The organism is Pseudomonas sp. Z1-29 (assembly GCF_051131995.1).
GTDB lineage: Bacteria > Pseudomonadota > Gammaproteobacteria > Pseudomonadales > Pseudomonadaceae > Aquipseudomonas.
In genome coordinates this window covers 3423387-3441447 of sequence record NZ_CP071645.1, presented here as the reverse complement: position 1 = coordinate 3441447, position 18061 = coordinate 3423387, and the positions used below count along the sequence as shown (strand labels likewise).

Annotated in this window: 18 protein-coding genes; 16 read left to right on the top strand and 2 right to left on the bottom strand. The window is 63.1% G+C overall.

Features of this window, described 5'->3' with window-relative positions:
• Window positions 1-106: 106 nt before the first annotated feature.
• From J3P84_RS15470 to J3P84_RS15400, 15 genes are all read left to right on the top strand, one after another.
• Window positions 107-1648, top strand: coding sequence for an acetolactate synthase large subunit (locus J3P84_RS15470; protein WP_434624142.1), 1542 nt, complete (start codon window positions 107-109; stop codon window positions 1646-1648).
• A gap of 10 nt (window positions 1649-1658) precedes the next feature.
• Window positions 1659-3149 (top strand): aldehyde dehydrogenase family protein, encoded by a 1491-nt coding sequence (locus J3P84_RS15465; RefSeq protein WP_434624140.1) that lies wholly within the window; start codon window positions 1659-1661, stop codon window positions 3147-3149.
• Window positions 3150-3174: 25 nt separating this feature from the next.
• Entirely contained in the window at window positions 3175-3969 is a 795-nt protein-coding gene (locus tag J3P84_RS15460; protein WP_434624138.1) for an SDR family NAD(P)-dependent oxidoreductase, read from the top strand.
• A gap of 12 nt (window positions 3970-3981) precedes the next feature.
• Window positions 3982-5022 (top strand): VPS10 domain-containing protein, encoded by a 1041-nt coding sequence (locus tag J3P84_RS15455; RefSeq protein WP_434624136.1) that lies wholly within the window; start codon window positions 3982-3984, stop codon window positions 5020-5022.
• Between the two features lie 11 nt (window positions 5023-5033).
• The gene (locus J3P84_RS15450; RefSeq protein WP_305495050.1) at window positions 5034-5483 is read left to right on the top strand and encodes a VOC family protein; all 450 of its coding nucleotides are present in this window, start codon (window positions 5034-5036) and stop codon (window positions 5481-5483) included.
• A gap of 14 nt (window positions 5484-5497) precedes the next feature.
• A complete protein-coding gene (locus J3P84_RS15445; protein ID WP_434624134.1) occupies window positions 5498-6100 on the top strand; it encodes an amino acid synthesis family protein in 603 nt (200 codons plus the stop codon).
• 26 nt (window positions 6101-6126) lie between these two features.
• Window positions 6127-6978 carry an alpha/beta fold hydrolase gene (locus J3P84_RS15440; protein ID WP_434624132.1) on the top strand — a complete coding sequence of 284 codons (852 nt, stop codon included), beginning with the start codon at window positions 6127-6129 and terminating at the stop codon, window positions 6976-6978.
• Between the two features lie 14 nt (window positions 6979-6992).
• On the top strand, window positions 6993-8600 hold the full coding sequence (locus J3P84_RS15435; protein WP_434624130.1) for a bifunctional 3-(3-hydroxy-phenyl)propionate/3-hydroxycinnamic acid hydroxylase: 1608 nt from the start codon (window positions 6993-6995) through the stop codon (window positions 8598-8600).
• Window positions 8597-9361: a 2-keto-4-pentenoate hydratase gene (locus J3P84_RS15430; RefSeq protein ID WP_434624128.1), complete on the top strand. Its 765-nt coding sequence runs from the start codon at window positions 8597-8599 to the stop codon at window positions 9359-9361. Before J3P84_RS15435 ends, J3P84_RS15430 begins: the two co-directional genes overlap by 4 nt.
• 92 nt (window positions 9362-9453) lie before the next feature.
• Window positions 9454-10395 (top strand): helix-turn-helix domain-containing protein, encoded by a 942-nt coding sequence (locus tag J3P84_RS15425; RefSeq protein WP_434624126.1) that lies wholly within the window; start codon window positions 9454-9456, stop codon window positions 10393-10395.
• 237 nt (window positions 10396-10632) lie between these two features.
• Window positions 10633-11301: a GntR family transcriptional regulator gene (locus tag J3P84_RS15420; protein ID WP_434624124.1), complete on the top strand. Its 669-nt coding sequence runs from the start codon at window positions 10633-10635 to the stop codon at window positions 11299-11301.
• A 76-nt stretch (window positions 11302-11377) separates the two neighbouring features.
• Window positions 11378-12184 carry an ABC transporter substrate-binding protein gene (locus tag J3P84_RS15415; protein WP_434624122.1) on the top strand — a complete coding sequence of 269 codons (807 nt, stop codon included), beginning with the start codon at window positions 11378-11380 and terminating at the stop codon, window positions 12182-12184.
• A 12-nt stretch (window positions 12185-12196) separates the two neighbouring features.
• Window positions 12197-12973 carry an amino acid ABC transporter permease gene (locus J3P84_RS15410; RefSeq protein ID WP_305495036.1) on the top strand — a complete coding sequence of 259 codons (777 nt, stop codon included), beginning with the start codon at window positions 12197-12199 and terminating at the stop codon, window positions 12971-12973.
• A gap of 2 nt (window positions 12974-12975) precedes the next feature.
• Entirely contained in the window at window positions 12976-13755 is a 780-nt protein-coding gene (locus J3P84_RS15405) for an amino acid ABC transporter ATP-binding protein (RefSeq protein ID WP_305495035.1), read from the top strand.
• Between the two features lie 41 nt (window positions 13756-13796).
• Entirely contained in the window at window positions 13797-15407 is a 1611-nt protein-coding gene (locus J3P84_RS15400; protein WP_434624119.1) for a gamma-glutamyltransferase family protein, read from the top strand.
• 15 nt (window positions 15408-15422) lie between these two features.
• Here the strand turns inward: J3P84_RS15400 and J3P84_RS15395 are convergent, their stop codons facing one another.
• A complete protein-coding gene (locus J3P84_RS15395) occupies window positions 15423-16301 on the bottom strand; it encodes a LysR substrate-binding domain-containing protein (protein WP_434624117.1) in 879 nt (292 codons plus the stop codon).
• 124 nt (window positions 16302-16425) lie between these two features.
• Here J3P84_RS15395 and J3P84_RS15390 point away from each other — a divergent pair, with 124 nt between their 5' ends.
• Window positions 16426-16851, top strand: a complete 426-nt coding sequence (locus J3P84_RS15390) for a VOC family protein (RefSeq protein ID WP_434624115.1) — start codon at window positions 16426-16428, stop codon at window positions 16849-16851.
• A gap of 289 nt (window positions 16852-17140) precedes the next feature.
• Here J3P84_RS15390 and kdgR read toward each other — a convergent pair whose 3' ends face one another.
• Entirely contained in the window at window positions 17141-17929 is a 789-nt protein-coding gene (gene kdgR / locus J3P84_RS15385; RefSeq protein WP_434624113.1) for a DNA-binding transcriptional regulator KdgR, read from the bottom strand.
• Window positions 17930-18061: the final 132 nt, after the last annotated feature.

Here is an 18061-nt window from a genome sequence, read left to right as displayed (position 1 = left end):
CGTAAATCTCAAAATACGAGTTTTACGTTAAAAAATAACTTGTTTTGTCGATTTTCATGTGTGATAAATCTCAGCCACTGCAAACGCTCGATGAAGAGGGCTGGAAATGAATGGTGCGCAACTGATAGTGAAGGCGGCGGTGGCAAGCGGTATCGAGTACTGCTTCGCCAACCCCGGGACGACCGAGATTCCCCTGGTAGCGGCCATGGCCAGCGCGCCAGCCCTCAAGCCGGTGTTGTCGTTGTTCGAAGGGGTATGCACCGGTGCCGCCGATGGTTACGGCCGGATTGCCGGCAAGCCGGCGATGACCCTGACCCACCTCGGGCCGGGTTTTGCCAATGGCATCGCCAACCTGCACAACGCCCGTCGCGCCAACACGCCGATCGTCAACGTCATCGGCGACCACGCCTCATGGCACGTCAATTACGATCCGCCGCTGGCGAGTGATATCCAGGCGTTGGCCGGGAGCGTATCCGGCTGGGTGCGCACCTCGCGCACGGCAGCGGGCATTGGCGAAGATTTCCAGGAAGCGGTGCGCGCCGCCTGGCAAGCCAAGGGCCAGATCGCCAGCCTGATCCTGCCGATGGATCTGCAAGCCAGCCCGGTGCAGCGGGAAAAAGCCTTCAGCTCTTTGCAGGCCCCGGTCCGGCGCTTTGCCGGTGATCGGGTCGAGGCAGTAGCGCGGGCGCTGCGTGACGGTCGGCGGCTGGTGTTCATCGTTGGCGACCAGGGTCTCTCGGTCGCCGGCCTGGAAGCGGCGGGGCGCCTGGCCCGGTTGGCCGGCGTGCGGATGTTCGCCGAAACCTTCCCGCGCTTGAGCTATCGCGGCGGTGGCCTGCCGGACCTGGATCGCCTGCCTTATTTTCCCGAAGTGGCCATCGAAATCCTCGACCAATACGACGCCGTGGTCTGCGCCGGCGTCCCCGAGCCCATCAGCTATTTCGGCTACGAAGGCATTGCGTCGCGGCTGGCGGAGCGTGAGCGGCTGTTGTGTCTGGCCGAGGTGGGCGACGACGTTGCCGGAGCGCTCACCGCACTGGCCGATGCGCTTGAGGCGCCGGCGCATATACCTACGCCGATCGGGATCGAGCTGCCCGCCGCCGAGGCTGAACTGACGCCTCAGTCGGTCGGGCAGGTGCTGGCCGCGTCGCTGCCGGACGACAGTATCGTTTCCGTCGAAGGCGGCACGTGCGGTTATCCGTTTTTCACCGCCTCGGCCCATGCCGCGCGGCACCGCGTGTTGACCAATACCGGTGGCGCCATCGGCCAGGGGATTCCGGTGGGATTCGGCGCCGCCATGGCCGAGCGGGGCAACAAGGTGTTCTGCCTGCAATCGGACGGCAGCGCCCAATACACCATCCAGACGTTATGGAGTATCGCCCGCGAACAATTGCCGGTGGTGATCCTGATCGCGGCCAACCATCGCTACGCGATCCTGCAGAACGAACTGCGCCGCTTCGGCATGACCGAGCTGGGCCCCGAGGCCTTGAGTCTGACGGTGCTGGACCGTCCACGCATCGACTGGAAAGCCCTGGCCAGAGGCTACGGCATGCCGGCCAGCACGGTGCATACCAATGGCGAGTTGCAGCGCGCCCTGGCAAACGCCAAGGCCGACGGCGGCCCGTGCCTGATCGAAATGGCGCTGTGAAGGAGCGGATATGAGCCAGATCCAATTGTTACCTGCCATCGAGCAGTTCCTGTCGCAGCCGGGGCGCCTGTTCATTGGCGGCACCTGGCAGGACGCCACCGGCGGCCGCCGGTTCGCCGTGGAAAACCCGGCCACCGAACAGACCCTGGCCGAAGTGGCCGAAGGCGCTGAGCGGGACGTCGACGCCGCGGTCGCTGCCGCCCGCGCAGCCTTCACCGGCAGTTGGGCGCAGCAGTCGCCGGCCCAGCGCGGCCTGTTGCTGTTTCGTCTGGCGGAGCTGCTCGATCAGCATCGCGAAGACCTGGCGCAACTGATCACCCTGGAAAACGGCAAGCCGATTGCCACGGCCCGTGGAGAAGCGGCGAGCGCGGCCAACATCATTCGCTACTTCGCCGGCTGGCCGACCAAGATCGAAGGCAGCACGCTGCCAGTGTCGCCCGCCAGCGGCGCACCGATGCTCAACTACACCCTGCGCGAACCGGTGGGCGTCTGCGCATTGATCGTGCCGTGGAACTTCCCCCTGACCATGTGCGTGTGGAAGCTCGGCCCGGTATTGGCGACCGGTTGTGTCGCGGTGCTCAAGCCCGCCGAGCAGACGCCCCTGGTTGCGATTCGCCTGGTGCAGTTGATCGAGGCCGCCGGATTCCCGGCCGGCGTCGTCAACCTGCTCACCGGCCTCGGTGCCCAGACCGGTGCACCGCTGGCCGGGCATCCGGACGTCGACAAGATCGCCTTCACCGGCTCGACCCAGGTCGGCCGGCTGATCGCCCAGGCGGCCACCGGCAACATGAAGAAGGTCTCCCTGGAACTGGGTGGCAAGTCGCCGAACATCATCTTGCCGGACGCCGATATCGTCCGCGCCGCCAAGGGTGCCGCCGACGGCATCTTCTACAACCAGGGCCAGGTCTGCACCGCCGGCTCGCGTCTCTACGTACACGCCAGCGTCCTCGACCAAGTGCTTGAAGAACTCCAGCGCCACGCGGCCGCGCATGTCCTCGGGCCAGGCCTGGATCCGGCCAGCAGCATGGGCCCGCTGGTCTCGGCCCGGCAATTGGGCACGGTCCGTGGCTACCTGCAACGGGGCCAGGAGGAGGGTGCCGAACTGATCTGCGGCGGCGACCGGCCGGACCACCTGGAGCAGGGCCACTTCATTCGCCCCAGCGTGTTTCTTGACCGTGCCGAGCGCGCCTGCGTCGCCCGGGAAGAAATCTTCGGCCCGGTGCTGACCGTCATGAGCTGGACCGAAATCGATGAACTGGTGCTGCGCGCCAACGACTCGCCGTACGGGCTGGCGGCCGGTCTCTGGACCCGTGACCTGCGTTCCGCCCATCGCGTGGCCGCGCAGTTGAAGGCCGGGTCGGTGTGGATCAACTGCTGGAACGTCGTCGACCCGGCGTCGCCCTTCGGTGGCTATAAGCAATCCGGTTGGGGACGGGAAATGAGCAAGAACGTGATCGATGCGTACACCGAAACCAAAAGTGTCTTTGTCGATCTGGCCTGAGCGAATAATCACAAGAGGAACTGTTATGGATCTGGAATTGCAAGGCCGCGTGGCAATCGTCACCGGCGGTGGGATGGGTATCGGCAAGGAAGTCGCGCGTTTTCTGTCCCAGGAGGGCTGCAAGGTGGTGATCTGCGCGCGGCGCATGGAGTATCTCCAGCAAGCCGCCGAGGAGATCAGCGCCGAAACCGGCAACGACGTGCTGCCGCTGTTCTGTGACACCAACCAGATGTCGGCCGTGTCCGACATGGTCCAGGCCGCGCACAAGCACTTCGGCCGGATCGACATCCTGGTCAACGGCGCCGCGGCCCCGTCCGGCGTGGTGCGCAACGACATCGAGCATGCCGGCGACGACGAATTGCTCTCGGACCTGAACACCAAGGTGATCGGCTATTTCCGGTGCGCCAAGGCCGTGACCCCGCACATGAAGGCCGGCGGCTTCGGTCGCATCATCAACATCGGTGGCCTGACCGGGCGCGGCAGCAAGGTGCTCTCGGGCATGCGCAACCTGGCCATCGCCCACATGACCAAGACCCTTTCCGATCAGTTGGGCCCATCCGGCATCACGGTCAACCTGATTCACCCCGGCGTGGTCGACACCCCGCACATCCAGGAGCTGTACGAGCGCGAAGGGGTCAAGCAGGGCAAGACGCCCGAGCAGGTGGAGCAGGGCTACATCGACGCGACGCCGATCCGGCGCACCCTGGCGCCGATCGAAATGGGCTGGCTGATCGGTTTCCTCGCGTCCCCCAAGGCCGGCGCGGTGACCGGCGAATCCATCGGCATCGATGGCGGCCTGACCCGTGGCATCTTCATTTGAGGAGCAGCAGTGATGAGTAACGGAACGCTTTTAGTCGCCACCGTAGGGCAGGCGGTCATCCGCAGCGCCGACGATGGCCGCACCTGGCATCGCCTGGGCCTGGGCCAGGATCTGGAATTCGATGCAATCACCCGGTCCCTGAGTTTCCACCCAGGCACTCCCGAAGTGATCTACGCCGGCACCGACGTCGGCCTGTGCATCAGCCGGGATGCCGGTGGTTATTGGCAGCGGGTGGATTCGCCGTTCAATGGCCAGACCGTCTGGAAGGTCGCCGTGGATCCGCAGGACGCACAACGCATTTTCGTCGGCACCGGCGCGCCTTCCCGGGCGGTGCTGTGGCGCACCCTCGACGGTGGCCAGAGCTGGGACCGTGCCCCGGTTGAGATCCCGGAGTTCTGCGACGGCGTCAGTCGTCCACGCTTGCTGGCCTTCGCCTACGACCCGACGGATCGCAACCAGCTCTGGTTCGGCCTGGAAGAGGGCGGGCTGTTCCATAGCCGCGATGGCGGCGACAGCTGGACCCGCGTCGATGACCGCTTGTTGTGGGACTACAACTCGGATGTGCACAACATCCTGGTCCTGCCCAACCATGGGCAAAAAGTCATCGTGGTGGTCTGTGTCAATGCCGTCTACCGCAGCCTCGACGAGGGGCAGACCTGGACCGGCATCGTCGCCCGGGAAACCTTCGGCCTGTATTACGTGCGCGCCATGAACGCGCCGCTGGGCAGCGAGGACACCCTGTACCTGAGCATCTCCGACGGCACGCCAGGCACCACCAGCAAGGTGCTGGTTTCCCGGGACGCAGCTTTGAGCTGGGAAGTGTTGCCGCTGTCGCAACAACCCAACTCGTGTGTCTGGGCGATTGCCTTCAACCCGGCTGATCCTCGGCAGATCGTCGCCGGCACCAAGTACGGACACCTGTTCACCTCCGAGAACGGCGGTGATGGCTGGCAGAAGCAGTGGCGTGAATTCAGCGAAATCGCTGATGTGCTCTGGACGCCCGCCGTGGCGCAGATCAAGTCCGGGCATCAATCCATCGTCAAGAAAAACTGAGGTATCGCGCGATGAAAGTCGAGGTCGTTCGTACTCATCTGTCGCTGTTCGTGAGCGACCCTGAAGTGTCGGCGCGCTGGTACGCCGACGTGTTGGGCATGCATGAAAGTGCCCGCGGTGAAAGCTGGATCATGATGGCCTTCGGTGCCAAGCACCACGACATCGCCTTGATCCGCGCAGCACCGGGGGCCCATCAGGGCGGCCTGGGATTGCAGCACTACGGGCTGGAGATCGCGGGTGACATGACCACCCTGCGCCAGCTCTACGGCATGTTGCTGAACAAGGGCGTCGAGGTGGTGAAAATCACCGATCACGAGATCGGCAACGGCGTGTATTTCAACGACCCCGATGGCAATCGCATGGAATTTTTCCTCGAGTCCGAACACGACGACGAGCGCGGCAAGGCCCGCTTCAAGGCCGCTGGCGCGCCCAGCCGGCACTTCGATCTCGACCCACTTTGAAAGAGGCTTCCGTTATGAAAAACGCGAATTTCGCCAGCTACCACATCCGCAAATGGTACAGCTTCGTCGAGGAAACCCTGGCCAACGAAACCGGCCAGCTCGCCGATGGCGAGCCGTTGTTCAAATACGCCATCGGTGCGGTGATCGCCAATCCTTATGCCGGACGCTTCAGCGAGAGCCTGGCCGAGCTGATCGAACCGTCACCGTTGTTGGGCGAGGAATTCGGCCGGCGTATCCAGGCACTGGCGGGCGGGCGGCACATCATCAGCTACGGCAAGGCTTGCCTGGTGGGCAGCCAGGGTGAGTACGAACACGGCAATGCGCTACTGACCAACCCGGCGGCGGACCCGATTCGCCTGGCCTTGGGCGGCGGCAAATCCTGGGTGCCTTCCACCGGCAAGCGCGGTGGGCCGGGTACGGCCATCGATGTGCCGCTGGCCCACAAGGACGCGCTGTATGTGCGTTCGCACTACGACAGCATTTCGCTTTCGTTCGGTGACGGTCCTTCAGCGGACGAGTTGATCATCATCTGGGCCTTCGCCACGCGCGGACGTCTGCATGCGCGTCTGGGCGGCCTCCAGGCAGCGGACGTCAAGGGCAACGACGGCCTGTACTGAAGCGCGCTGATCGCGGGAGCAAACGTATGTCGGCAAACAGCCAGTTTTTCACCAATCGGACGGGGATGCGCCTGCGTTATGTGCGCTGGGGCAACCCGTCAGCAATTCCGCTGCTGCTGCTCCATGGGCTGCGCTCCTACGCCCAGACGTGGGCGCCGCTGGCCGCTGCGCTGGGCGAGCAGTATGTCTGCCATGCGCTGGATCAGCGCGGCCGTGGCGAGAGTGACTGGGCCGAGGCGTCCAGCTATCGCACCGAGCGCTATGTGAGCGACCTGGAAGATTGGGTGGCTCATCTGGGCCTGGAGCGTTTTGTCCTGGTGGGCCATTCCCTCGGCGGCACCAACGCGCTGGAGTACGCCCGGCTCAATCCAGGGCGACTGCACGCGCTGGTAATCGAGGACATCGGCCCCGGTTCGTCGATCCGTGGCGAGGGCGCCGAGCGTATCCGCCGCGAGATGAGCCAGACGCCGCTGGTGTTTCCCGACTGGGACAGCGCCGCGCAGTTCTGGCGGCAGTCGCGACCGGGTCTGTCGGCCGATGCGCTGGCGTCCCGATTGCGCTTTTCCATGAAGCAGACGCCGACGGGCATCGAATGGCGTCATGACCAGAAGGGCATTGCCGAGGCGCGCCTGAGCATCACCCCGACTGATCTGTGGCCCGCGGTGCGGGCGCTGGACTGCCCGACGCTGTTCATCCGTGGCGCGCGTTCGGATTTTCTTCCGTTGGCAACCCTGGAGGCGATGCGCGAGGCCAATCCGCGGGTGCTGACGGCGGAAATCGCGGACGCCAGCCATTATGTCCATGACGACCAGGGCGACGTGTTCAACCGGGTTGTCGCGGATTACCTGCGTGATCAACTCTTGCAACTACAACAATAAAGCGGTGGATAGCGATGAAGCAGGACAAAACCCAGGTTGTCATCGTGGGCGGCGGCCCGAACGGGATCACGGCGGCGCATTACATGGGGCTGTACGGCATCGACTGCATCGTCCTCGAATTGGCCGAGGGCATCCTGCCGTATCCCCGGGCGGTGGGCATGGACGATGAAGCGCTGCGCGTGCTGCAAGGCATCGGCATTGCGGAGCTGGCTGCGCGGGACATGATCTGCAACGTGCCCCTGCGTTACTACAACGCACGCGGTGTGTGCTTTGCCGAGGTCAAGCCGAGCACGGCCCACTATGGCTGGCCGATGCGCAACATCTTCATGCAGCAATTGCTTGAAGGCACCTTGCGTGAGCAGTTGGGCAAGCACGCGGGCGTCGAGCTGCGTCAAGGCCATGAAATGCTCGACCTGGAGCAGGATGAAGCGGGCGTGACCTTGCAGGTGCGCGATGCCCAGGGTGAGCTGTATCAGTTGAGTGCACAGTACGTGATCGGTGCCGACGGCGGCCGCTCCAGCGTGCGCAAGAAACTCGGTATCGAGCTGCTGGGGCTGACCCATCCGCGCAAATGGGTGGTGGTCGACACGGCCAACGACACCCTGGATGCGCCGTACACAGCCCTGCATGCCGATCCCCAGCGGCCCTTCGTGTGCATCTATTTGCCGTACCAGCAACGACGTTGGGAGTTCATGCTGCTGGAAGGCGAGGACGAGGCCCGCATGTGCGAAGAAACAACGATCCGACAGCTGATCCGTGGCCATATCGGCGATGCGGTGGATCAGCTGGAAATCATCCGGATCCGTGCCTACACCCACAACTCGCGAGTGGCGGCGCGGTTTGTCGCCGGCCGCGTGGCGCTGGTGGGCGATGCGGCGCACATTTCTCCGCCCTGGGCCGGGCAGGGACTCAACTCGGGCCTGCGTGACGTGGTCAACGTGGCCTGGAAACTGGCGGCGATCCTCCAGGGCCGGGCATCACCGGCGATACTCGCCAGTTACGACCAGGAGCGCCGCGGCCATGCGACAGACCTCATCGCGCTGGCCGACAACATGGGCGCGGTCCTCGGCCTGACCAACCCACTGATGGCTGGGGTGCGGGACTGGTTGTTCCAGGCGGTGAACAGCGTCGACAACCTTCGCTCGCACTTGCTGGAGTTCAAGTTCAAACCCAAGGCGACCATCACCAAAGGCCTGGTCTACCACGAGCGCGCCGAGCTGCACGAAGATGACCTGGTCGGGCAATTGTTCATCCAGCCTTCAATCGAAGATGCCCAAGGGCAGCGTCGACAGCTGGATGAGGTGCTGGGGCATTCCTACGCGGTGCTCGGTTATCGGGTCAATCCGGCCGCGCACCTGGGCGAAGAAACCGCGGCCTGGTGGGCGCGCTGGGAGACGCGCTTCATCCAGATCAATCGTTCGCGCAGTGGCGTGGGGCGCAACCAGCCCTTGGCGGCCAACGGCGCCATATGCATTGAAGACGTTGATAACCGTCTGGGCGAGTGGTTTGCCAGGGTGCGCGATTGCATCGTGGTGGTGCGGCCGGATCGGTTTGTCGCGGCGATCACCACGCCCGAGCGGCTCGAAGGCGTGTTGCGCAAACTGGCGGAGCAACTGTCATGAGGCGTGAAGATGATCTGTTGGTCCGGCTTCACGACGCCGCGCAGGCGGTACATGCCTTGCCTTCATTGGAATCACAGGCTTTCGATTTACCGAAGGGCTACGCCTTGCAGCGCGAGGCGTTGCGCCGACGCCAGGCCGGCGGTGAGCAGTTGAGCGGTTGGAAAGTCGCTTTCGCTGGTCGCGCGGCGCAGGAACGCTTCGGGCTCGATGAGCCGGTATTGGGCGGCTTGACCGATGCCATGGCCGTGGAGCCCGGCAGTGCGGTGGCGCTTGCACGGCTGATCCAGCCGAAGCTGGAAATCGAATTGGCGTTTGTCCTCGGGCGCGCGCTGGAGCCTGGTTTTCACAGCGACGAGGACATCCTCGCCGCCGTGTCGGAGGTCGTGCCAGCGTTTGAGATCGCCGATTGCCGCTGGCAGGGCTGGCGTTTCGGCGTCGGCGCGTTCCTGGCCGACAACGCCGCCGCGGGGCTGTACTGCCTGGGGCCACGGGTGGGGTTCAGTCCTGATCAATTGCCCCACGTGAACTACCGGCTGGAATGCGACGGGGTGGCATGCGGAGAAGGAAACGTGCTGGCGCGCGAGGACACGCCGGTGTCGAATTTGTGTTGGCTGGTCAGGCGATTACTGGCCGATGGGCAATGCGTTGAGGCGGGGCAGGTGGTGCTTTCCGGGTCGTTGTTGGCGCCGTTGGACATCAGGCCCGGCGAATATCGCTTGCACATGCTTGGCACGGAACTGGCTTTGGTTTTTCACCGATGAGAACAATTCTCTCAAGGACACCACGGGGTTTATCGATTTCTTTGGATATCAGCATCGGGCAATAAGCGCAGGGCCACCGAGGAACAACGATCATGTTCGCCGAAGTTCGTACCTTCAATGATCCTCAACAACACGCCGGTTCGATCCTCGGCTGGCATCAGGTCTATGACCAACTCGGCCGTGGCTGCCTTTCCAGCGAGCTGCGGCAGGTGTGCGCCGAGCGCTTCCAGATCTTCCAGGAGGTGCTGGACAAACGCGTGGTGCAGCGCGGTAGCGCGCCGAAAGGGCGCTTGTGCATTGCCCTGTCGCTGGGCAATGCGCCGGTGGTCCAAGGGCACCAGGTCGGCGCCCACAGCGTCGTGCTGTTGCGCGACGGCGAAGACTTCATCTTGCACGCCCCGGAAGGCACGCATTTCTTCGCGGCCAACGTCGACACGGTGCGTTTTGCCAAGCTGGCGGCTTATGAGCTGGCGGACGAACAGCTCAAACGCCTGAAAAGCGTTTCGCAAATCAGCGTGGATGAAGCGGTGTTGTCGAGGGTCCAGCAGCAGATCCAACCGCTGTTTCGTCACCTTTTGGAACAGGCGAGCGCCGCCAATCCCGCCGTGGAAAAAATCCTCGAAGACGTCCTGCTCAATGCTTTCCTCGATCTGTTCAGCCATGCCTCGGACGAGGTGCGTGGGCGTCGCGGCAACGTTGCCGTCAATGCCTACCTGGTCAAGCGGTGCCAGGAATTGGTCATGGCCAGCGCCGAAGTGCCGTTGAGCATCCTGGACCTGTGCGAACAATTGCGCGTGAGCCGCAGGACCCTGCAGAACAGCTTCCAGGCGGTCACCGGGATACGTCCGGTGGAGTATTTGCGCAACCTGCGGCTCAATGCGGTGCGTCGTCGTTTGATCAGCACCCGCGCGACCGCGCTGAATGTCAGCGAGATCGCCGTGGCGATGGGTTTTTTCCACCTGAGCCACTTTGCCGCCCATTACCGGGCGCTGTTTGGTGAGTCGCCTTCCGATACACCCCGGGCACCCGCATGAACATGCCTTAAGTGAACGGCATCGCGGTGTTACCGAAGCGCTGTCCTGCACTCATAAAAGGCAGCCGCTGAGCTGTTTGGTAGCACACCGGGTGCGACCCAGCCTGTAGCGCGCCCGCCGTTTTCCTCAACAACTTCCTCAAAATCAATCCCTTGTACAACCAGCGGCGCGGTTGGCACGCATGCTGCTTTTGTGAATCCATGGATAATTGGATACAAAAATGCAGAAGGTGCTGCCATGCAGTTTGCCCCGACCTACGCTGAACGTCCGCCCATCACTGCCGAGGAAGAAGCCTACAACTTTCTGCTCGAAGCCATTTGCGGCGGTCGCCTGCGCAAAGGCGACCGGCTGATCGCCGAGGACATCGCCAACGAGATCGGCATGAGCCGCATGCCCGTGCGCGAGGCCTTCCGGCGTCTGGATGCCCAGGGCCTGGTGACCCTGCGGCCCAATCGCGGCGCGGTGGTCAGTGGCCTGGACATTGACGAACTGCACGAAGTCTTTGAAATGCGCAGCGCCCTCGAAGGCCTGGCGGTCCGCGTTGCCACGGCGAAAATCGGCGAGCGTCAACTGGCCGCCCTGGAACGCCTGCTGGACGAGATGGACGACTATCGCGAGGAAAGCGCCGAGTGGGTCAGCCGCCATCGCGCGTTCCATGAATATCTATGCAGCCTCAGCGGTCGCCCGCGCTTGCTGAAGCAGATCAGCGCGCTTTATTCGCTGATCGAAGCGCCGATGCGCCTGTGGCTGCAGCACGTGGAAAAGCCCCTGAGTGCGCGCCAGGAGCACACGTTGATCCTCGATGCCCTGCGTGCAGGCGATGCGGGGAAGGCCGAGGCGGTGGTGCGTGCGCACATCGAGGGCACCGTTCCTGAATTGATCGAGTTTCTGCAATCGAAAAAATAACGAGAGCAGGCTTTAAGCCTGCCCCGTGTTTTGACTTTGAGTACTGCCGTCATTTACTGAACTGGAGTGTCTGGTCATGCATAAGCCTCGCCTGTTGGTCGCCGCTTTATACTTGGGTTTCTTCGCGCAATGGGCGGCGGCTGCGCCCGTTGTCCCGGAGCGTCTGCTCAAGGCCGATAAACTCGTCTATTGCTCGGGCATGGATTCGCCACCGCTGGTGTCCTTCGATGCGGCGCAGAAACCCAAGGGACTGACCGTGGACCTGGGGCTGGAAATCGCCAAGCGCCTGGGCGACAAGAAGGTCGAATGGCGGGTCATTCCCTTCTCGGGACTGCTTCCGGCGCTGCTGGCCCGGCAGTGCGACATGATCGTCGACCAGCTGTTCGACAAGCCCGAGCGCCGCGAGGTGATCGACATCGTCAACTACATGTATTCCAGCCAGGCGGTGGTGGTGCCCAAGGGCAATCCCAAGGGCTTGAAGACGCTGCAGAGTCTCTCCGGCCACAAGGTCGCGGTACTCAACGGTTCGACCATCAAGACCCTGCTCGACGCTGAGAACGAAACTCTGGCCAAGGCCGGCAAGCCGCCGATGAAGCTGGTGGTCTACAACACCGACACCGATGCCTTCCAGGCCCTGCGCATCAGCCAGGTCGACGCCTACGGCACCACCGTGGAAACCGCCGGTTACTACGCCACCATGGCCCCCGACCTGTTCGAGGAAGGCGTGCCGGCGTTCAGCCGGATTCTCACCGGCCTGGGTATTCGCAAGGACGATCCGCAACTGACCGCCGCCGTGCAGCAGGTGATCGGCGATATGCGCAGCGATGGCAGCTACAGCCAACTGCTCGGCAAATGGCATGTCTCCAGTGACACCCTTGATTGAGGCGAACCGTCGATGAATTTCAATTGGGATGTGTTCTGGCAGTACCTGTTGCAGCCCAGTGAGGTGTACCTCACCGGGCTGTGGCTGACCTGCCTGATCAGCGTGCTGGCGATGCTGCTCGGCTGTGCCCTGGGGCTGGCGGCCGCGCTGCTGCGGTTGTCGAAGAACCCGCTGCTGCACCTGCCGGTGCGCTTCTACGTGTGGCTGATGCGCGGTACGCCGTTGCTGGTGCAGATCGTCTTTCTCTACACCGCGCTGGCCGCCGGCGGGATTTTCCGCTTCGAAGACATCGAACTGTTCGGCCTGGTGGTGCCCGGCAATATCCAGGCGGCGATCATCGCCCTGGGCCTCAACGAGGGCGCCTACATGGCCGAGATCATCCGCGCCGGCATCGGTGCGGTGGACAAGGGCCAATACGAGGCCGGACGTTCCCTGGGCATGACCTTCGCCAAGCTGATGCGTCGCATTGTCTTGCCCCAGGCGTTCCGGGTCATCGTTCCGCCGCTGGGCAACGAGTTCAACGTGATGCTCAAGAACACCACGCTGGTCAGCGTGATCGGCGTGCAGGAACTGCTGCTCAGTACCCAGATGGTCACGTCGGCGACGTTCCGGGTGTTCGAGTTGTACCTGGTGGTGGCGATCTATTTCCTGCTGCTGACCACCCTGTGGGGCTTTTTCCAGCGCTGGCTGGAGGGCCGTTTCGGCCAGTCGGACCGGCCGTCATCACCGCCACCGGCGTCGCTGCGGATGTTTGGTCGCAGCACCTTGAACCTGCTGAGGGCACGTTGACCATGGCGCACAAGAGTGAAGAGCTGATCATCGAGGCGCTGGACGTGCACAAGTCCTTCGGTGAGTTGCAGATTCTCAAGGGCATCTCGCTGCAGGTGCGGCGCGGTGAAGTGGTGGTGCTGATCGGTGCGTCAGGCTCCGGCAAGACCACCTTCATCCGTTGCATCAATCTGCTGGAAGACATCCAGGGCGGACGCATTCGCGTCAATGGCCAGGCCATGGGTTACCGCGAGCGGGCCGACGGCAGCCTGGTGCGTGAGTCGGAGCGCAACATCGCCCGCCAACGAAGGGACATCGGCATGGTGTTCCAGCGCTTCAATCTGTTCCCCCACATGACCGCCCTGGAGAACATCATCGAGGCGCCGATCCAGGTGCTCGGCGTGCCTCGCGCCGCAGCGCTGGAACAGGCTCGCGGCTTGCTGGAGCGGGTCGGCCTGGCGGACAAGGCCGATCACTACCCGTCGATGCTTTCCGGCGGCCAGCAACAGCGGGTGGCGATTGCCCGCGCGCTGGCGATGAAACCCCAGGCCATGCTGTTCGACGAACCGACCAGCGCCCTCGACCCGGAAACCGTTGGCGAGGTCCTGCAGGTGATGAAGGAGTTGGCCGAGGAGGGCATGACCATGGTCGTGGTGACCCACGAGATGGGCTTTGCCCGCGAAGTGGCGGACCGCGTGGTGGTGCTCGATCAGGGCGAGCTCATCGAGCAAGGGCCGCCGGAGCAGATTTTCTGTCACCCCATCCACCCGCGCACCCGGGCCTTTCTCAGTCGCGTGCTGTGACCTTTCCCGGCCATGAATTCCCGTATTGAAGAGCCTTTGCCATGCTGAAATTTTCTGCCCACGAATACCCCTATCCTTCGCAGCGCCAGAGCGTTTTTGCCCGTCGCGGCATGGTCGCCGCGTCCCAGCCCCTGGCAGCCCAGGCGGGCATCGAGATCATGCAAAAAGGCGGCAACGCCATCGACGCCGCCATCGCCACGGCGGCGGCGCTGACGGTGGTGGAGCCCACCGGCTGCGGTATCGGCGGCGACGCCTTCGCGTTGGTCTGGTGCAAGGGCCAGTTGCATGGGCTCAACGGCAACGGCCATGCACCGGCGGCCTTGAGCATCGAGGCGGTCAGGGCGGCCGGCCATGAACAAATGCCGGTGTATGGCTGGACACCCGTCACCGTTCCCGGCTGCCCGTCGGCCTGGGCCGAGCTGTCCCGGCGCTTCGGCAAGCTGCCTTTTGCCGAGCTGCTGCAACCGGCGATCAGCCTGGCGCGGGACGGTTTTGTAGTGTCGCCGGTGGTTGCCCATCAATGGCAGGTCGCGTTGAACGAGCTCACGCCTCATCGCGATCCGGTCCTGGAGGCCTGGTTCGATACCTTTCTCATCGAAGGTCGCGCGCCACGGGCCGGGGAGATTTTCTGCAACCCGGCCCAGGCCCGCACGCTCCAGGACCTGGCCGACACGTGCTGCGAAAGCCTCTATCGCGGCGCATTGGCCGAGCGCCTGGATGCCCATTCCCGAGCCAGCGGCGGCTACCTGCGTGCCTCGGACCTGAGGGATTATCGCGCCCAGTGGGTTGACCCCATCCACGTCAATTACCGTGGCGTCGATGTCTGGGAGATCCCTCCGAGCGGGCAGGGCCTCGTGGCCTTGATGGCGTTGAAAATACTTGAAGGCTTCGACTTCGATCACCGTGACAGCCAGCAGACCTGGCATCGCCAGTTGGAGGCGATGAAGCTCGCCTACAGCGACGGCCTGCACCACATCACCGACCCCCTGCACATGCGCGTGGCGGTGGCCGATTTGCTCAGTGATGACTACAGCGCCCGCCGTCGCGGACAGATCGGCGAACAGGCCCAACCGCCGAAGCCCGGCGATCCCCACGCCAGCGGCACGGTGTACCTGGCGACTGCCGACGGCGAGGGCAATATGGTCTCGTTCATCCAGAGCAATTACCACGGGTTCGGCTCCGGCGTGGTGCTGCCCGACAGCGGAATCGCCCTGCAGAATCGCGGCCAGGAGTTCAGCCTCGATCCGGCCCACGCCAATTGCCTGGCCCCAGGCAAGAAGACCTTCCATACCATCATTCCCGGGTTCCTTACCCGTGATGGCGAGGCCCTCGGCCCTTTTGGCGTGATGGGCGGCTACATGCAACCCCAGGGACATGTGCAAATGGTCATGAACCTGGTGGATTTCGGCCTGAACCCGCAAGCGGCCCTGGATGCGCCGCGCTGGCAGTGGCTGGGCGAGATGAAGGTCGGCATCGAGCAGGGCGCTTCACGGGACCTGGTCAATGCCCTGGCACGCCGCGGCCACGAGGTTCAGGTCGCCAGCGACCTGACCGATTACGGGCGCGGCCAGATCATCCTGCGCGATCCGGTCACTGGCGTCTTGTGTGGCGGGACCGAACCGCGCGCGGATTCGCATATCGCGGTCTGGTAGCCGCTGCAGAGGGCGTTATCCAACACCACCGCCGGCCTGCTCTTGAATCAGTTCGGCCAAGGTCGCGACGGGGTCGGCAAGGCTCTGTCGCGAGCGATGGATGAGGCCGATATCGCGGTGAAAAGTGTGCTGGCCCAAGTCGAGCGCCCGCACACCTTTAGGCCATGGCTGATGGGCCGATGTCTGCGGCACCAGGGCGACACCGACGCCTTTTTCCACCAGTTTGATGATCGCGTCCAGTTCATCCAGCTCGCACACTTCGCGCAGGGTGAAGTGCATCTGCCGCAGGAAACGGTCGACCTGCCTGCCACCGAAGGACGACCGGTCATAGCGGATGAAAGGTTGGCTGGACAGCAGCGCCGACCAGTCCTCGCCGAGCATTCCACGGGGGACGATCAACCGGTAGGGCTCAAGCGCCAGGGTCGTCCAGCGCAGGTCGCTTTGCAGCGAGAACGGCGGGCGGATCATCACCGCCAGATCGATTTCGCCGGCGTCCACCAGGTTGATCAACTCGACCGACAGGCCTGGCACCACCCGCGTGCGGCATTGCGGACACTGCTGGTGGAACCTGGCGAGGGCGTCCGGCAGGTAGGAGCGCTGGACGGAGGCGATCGCGCCGATATTTACCAGGACGCTGGCGGGTAGTCCGGGCAGGGTGGAACCGAGATTGTCGTAAAGACGGAGCAGCTCCTGGGCTTGCAGGAGTATCTGCTGGCCCCGTTTGTTGAGGTGGGCCGAGCGTCCCTTGCGGTCGAACAGCTCGAAGCCCAGTTCGGCTTCCAGACGCTGGATCTGCGCGCTGACTGCCGCCTGGGTGAGGCCGATCCTGTGCCCGGCGGCGGCAAAAGTGCCTTCGCGCGCCACGGCGATGAGGGTCTTGAGTTCTTTGATCATTCATCAAGAATAATTGTGATTCTGAGAAATTTATATTGATTTTATTGTTCAGTGGCCGCGCCTACGATAGGGCACGCCTTGATAAGCGTGCCCTTGAACAAGAATATTGTCATTTGGAGTCCTGATGAGCCTTTCACCCTTCCATCTCGCAATCCCGGTTTATGACCTCGCGGCAGCCCGAAACTTTTATGGCCAGGTGTTCGGGCTGGAGGAGGGCCGTTCCAGTGATCAATGGGTCGACTTCAACTTCTACGGGCACCAGTTGGTGATCCACGAGCATCCGAAGACCGCTTCCCAGGAAAACGCGCACAGCAATGCCGTGGATGGGCACGATGTGCCGGTGCCGCACTTCGGCGTCGTGTTGGGTTGGGCTGAATGGGAAGCGCTGGCCGAGCGATTGAAGTCGTTCGGTACCGAATTCGTGATCGAACCCTACATCCGCTTCAAGGGCCAGGTGGGCGAGCAGGCGACGATGTTCCTGTTCGACCCTTGCGGCAATGCGCTGGAGTTCAAGGCGTTCAAGGACATGAGCCAGCTGTTCGCGAAATAACGTTTGGGCGTTAAAGACTGTAGAAGCAAGCTGAATGCAAGGCTGAACACTTATCCCTGTGGGAGCGAGCCTGCTCGCGAAAGCGGAGGGTCAGCTTGCAGTGATGTTGGATGTGCCGACGTCTTCGCGAGCAGGCTCGCTCCCACAGGTAATGCAGTTCATTTGAGAGCAACGACGGTCCTGTGGCGAGGGAGCTTGCTCGCGCTGGACTGCGCAGCAGGCCCAAAAAAAGGGGCCGCTTTGCGGCCCAGCGGGAGCAAGCTCCCTCGCCACGGGTTTGTCGTCGGATCTAGCGCTCAACTGCATGCCAACCCAACTGAGCTGAAATCTGCTGCGTCGCCTGCATCAGTTGCTTGACGTAGTCCTGCTTCAATTCTTCCCTGAAGCGAAAGCACGGGAATGAAACGCTCATCCCGCCGATCACATGGCCGAACCGGTCGCGGATCGGTGCCGCCAGGCAGCGCATGTTGTCTTCGAATTCTTCGTGATCCTCGGCATAGCCCTGCTGGCGAACAATCTCCAACTCCTGCAGATACGCCTCGACACTGGTCAAGGTATTGGCCGTACGACGTTCGAAGCTTTCCTGCGCGAGGTGCGCGAGCAGCTCTTCCTCTTCCAGCCACGCCATCAGCACCTTGCCGATGCCGGTGCAATACAACGGCGCCCGTCGGCCAATGCGCGAGTACATGCGCAGGTTGTACTTGGAGTCGATCTTGTGCACGTAGACGATGCTGCCTTCGTCAAGGATCCCCAGGTGCACGGTCTCGCCGGTCAGCTCGTTGATCCGGCGCATCCCCGGCTCCGCTTCGCGAACGATGTCCAGATGGGGCAGGGCCTGGGCGCCCAGTTCGAACAGCCGGACGCTGAGGCGATAACGGTCTTCGGCATCCTGCACCACATACCCGCGAGCCTTGAGTGACTGCAGGAAGCGATAAACCGTGGCCTTGGACATGTCCAGTTTGGTGGCGATTTCCGACACGCCGCTTTCTTCCGGATGCTCGGCCAGGGCTTCGAGCACGGCCATGGTCCGGCCAACCGCCGACACCAGATCGTTGTTGGGAATGACGCTGTTGTCCATGAAGGCTCCAACGTGAAAGTAAAACCCAAGGATATACGCAAGCAGAACAAAACGCTGTTTCATTTTTGCTTGACGAGGCCGGAAATCTGACTAGACTCGGGCCTTGAGATAAAAATGAAACGCCGTTTTAAA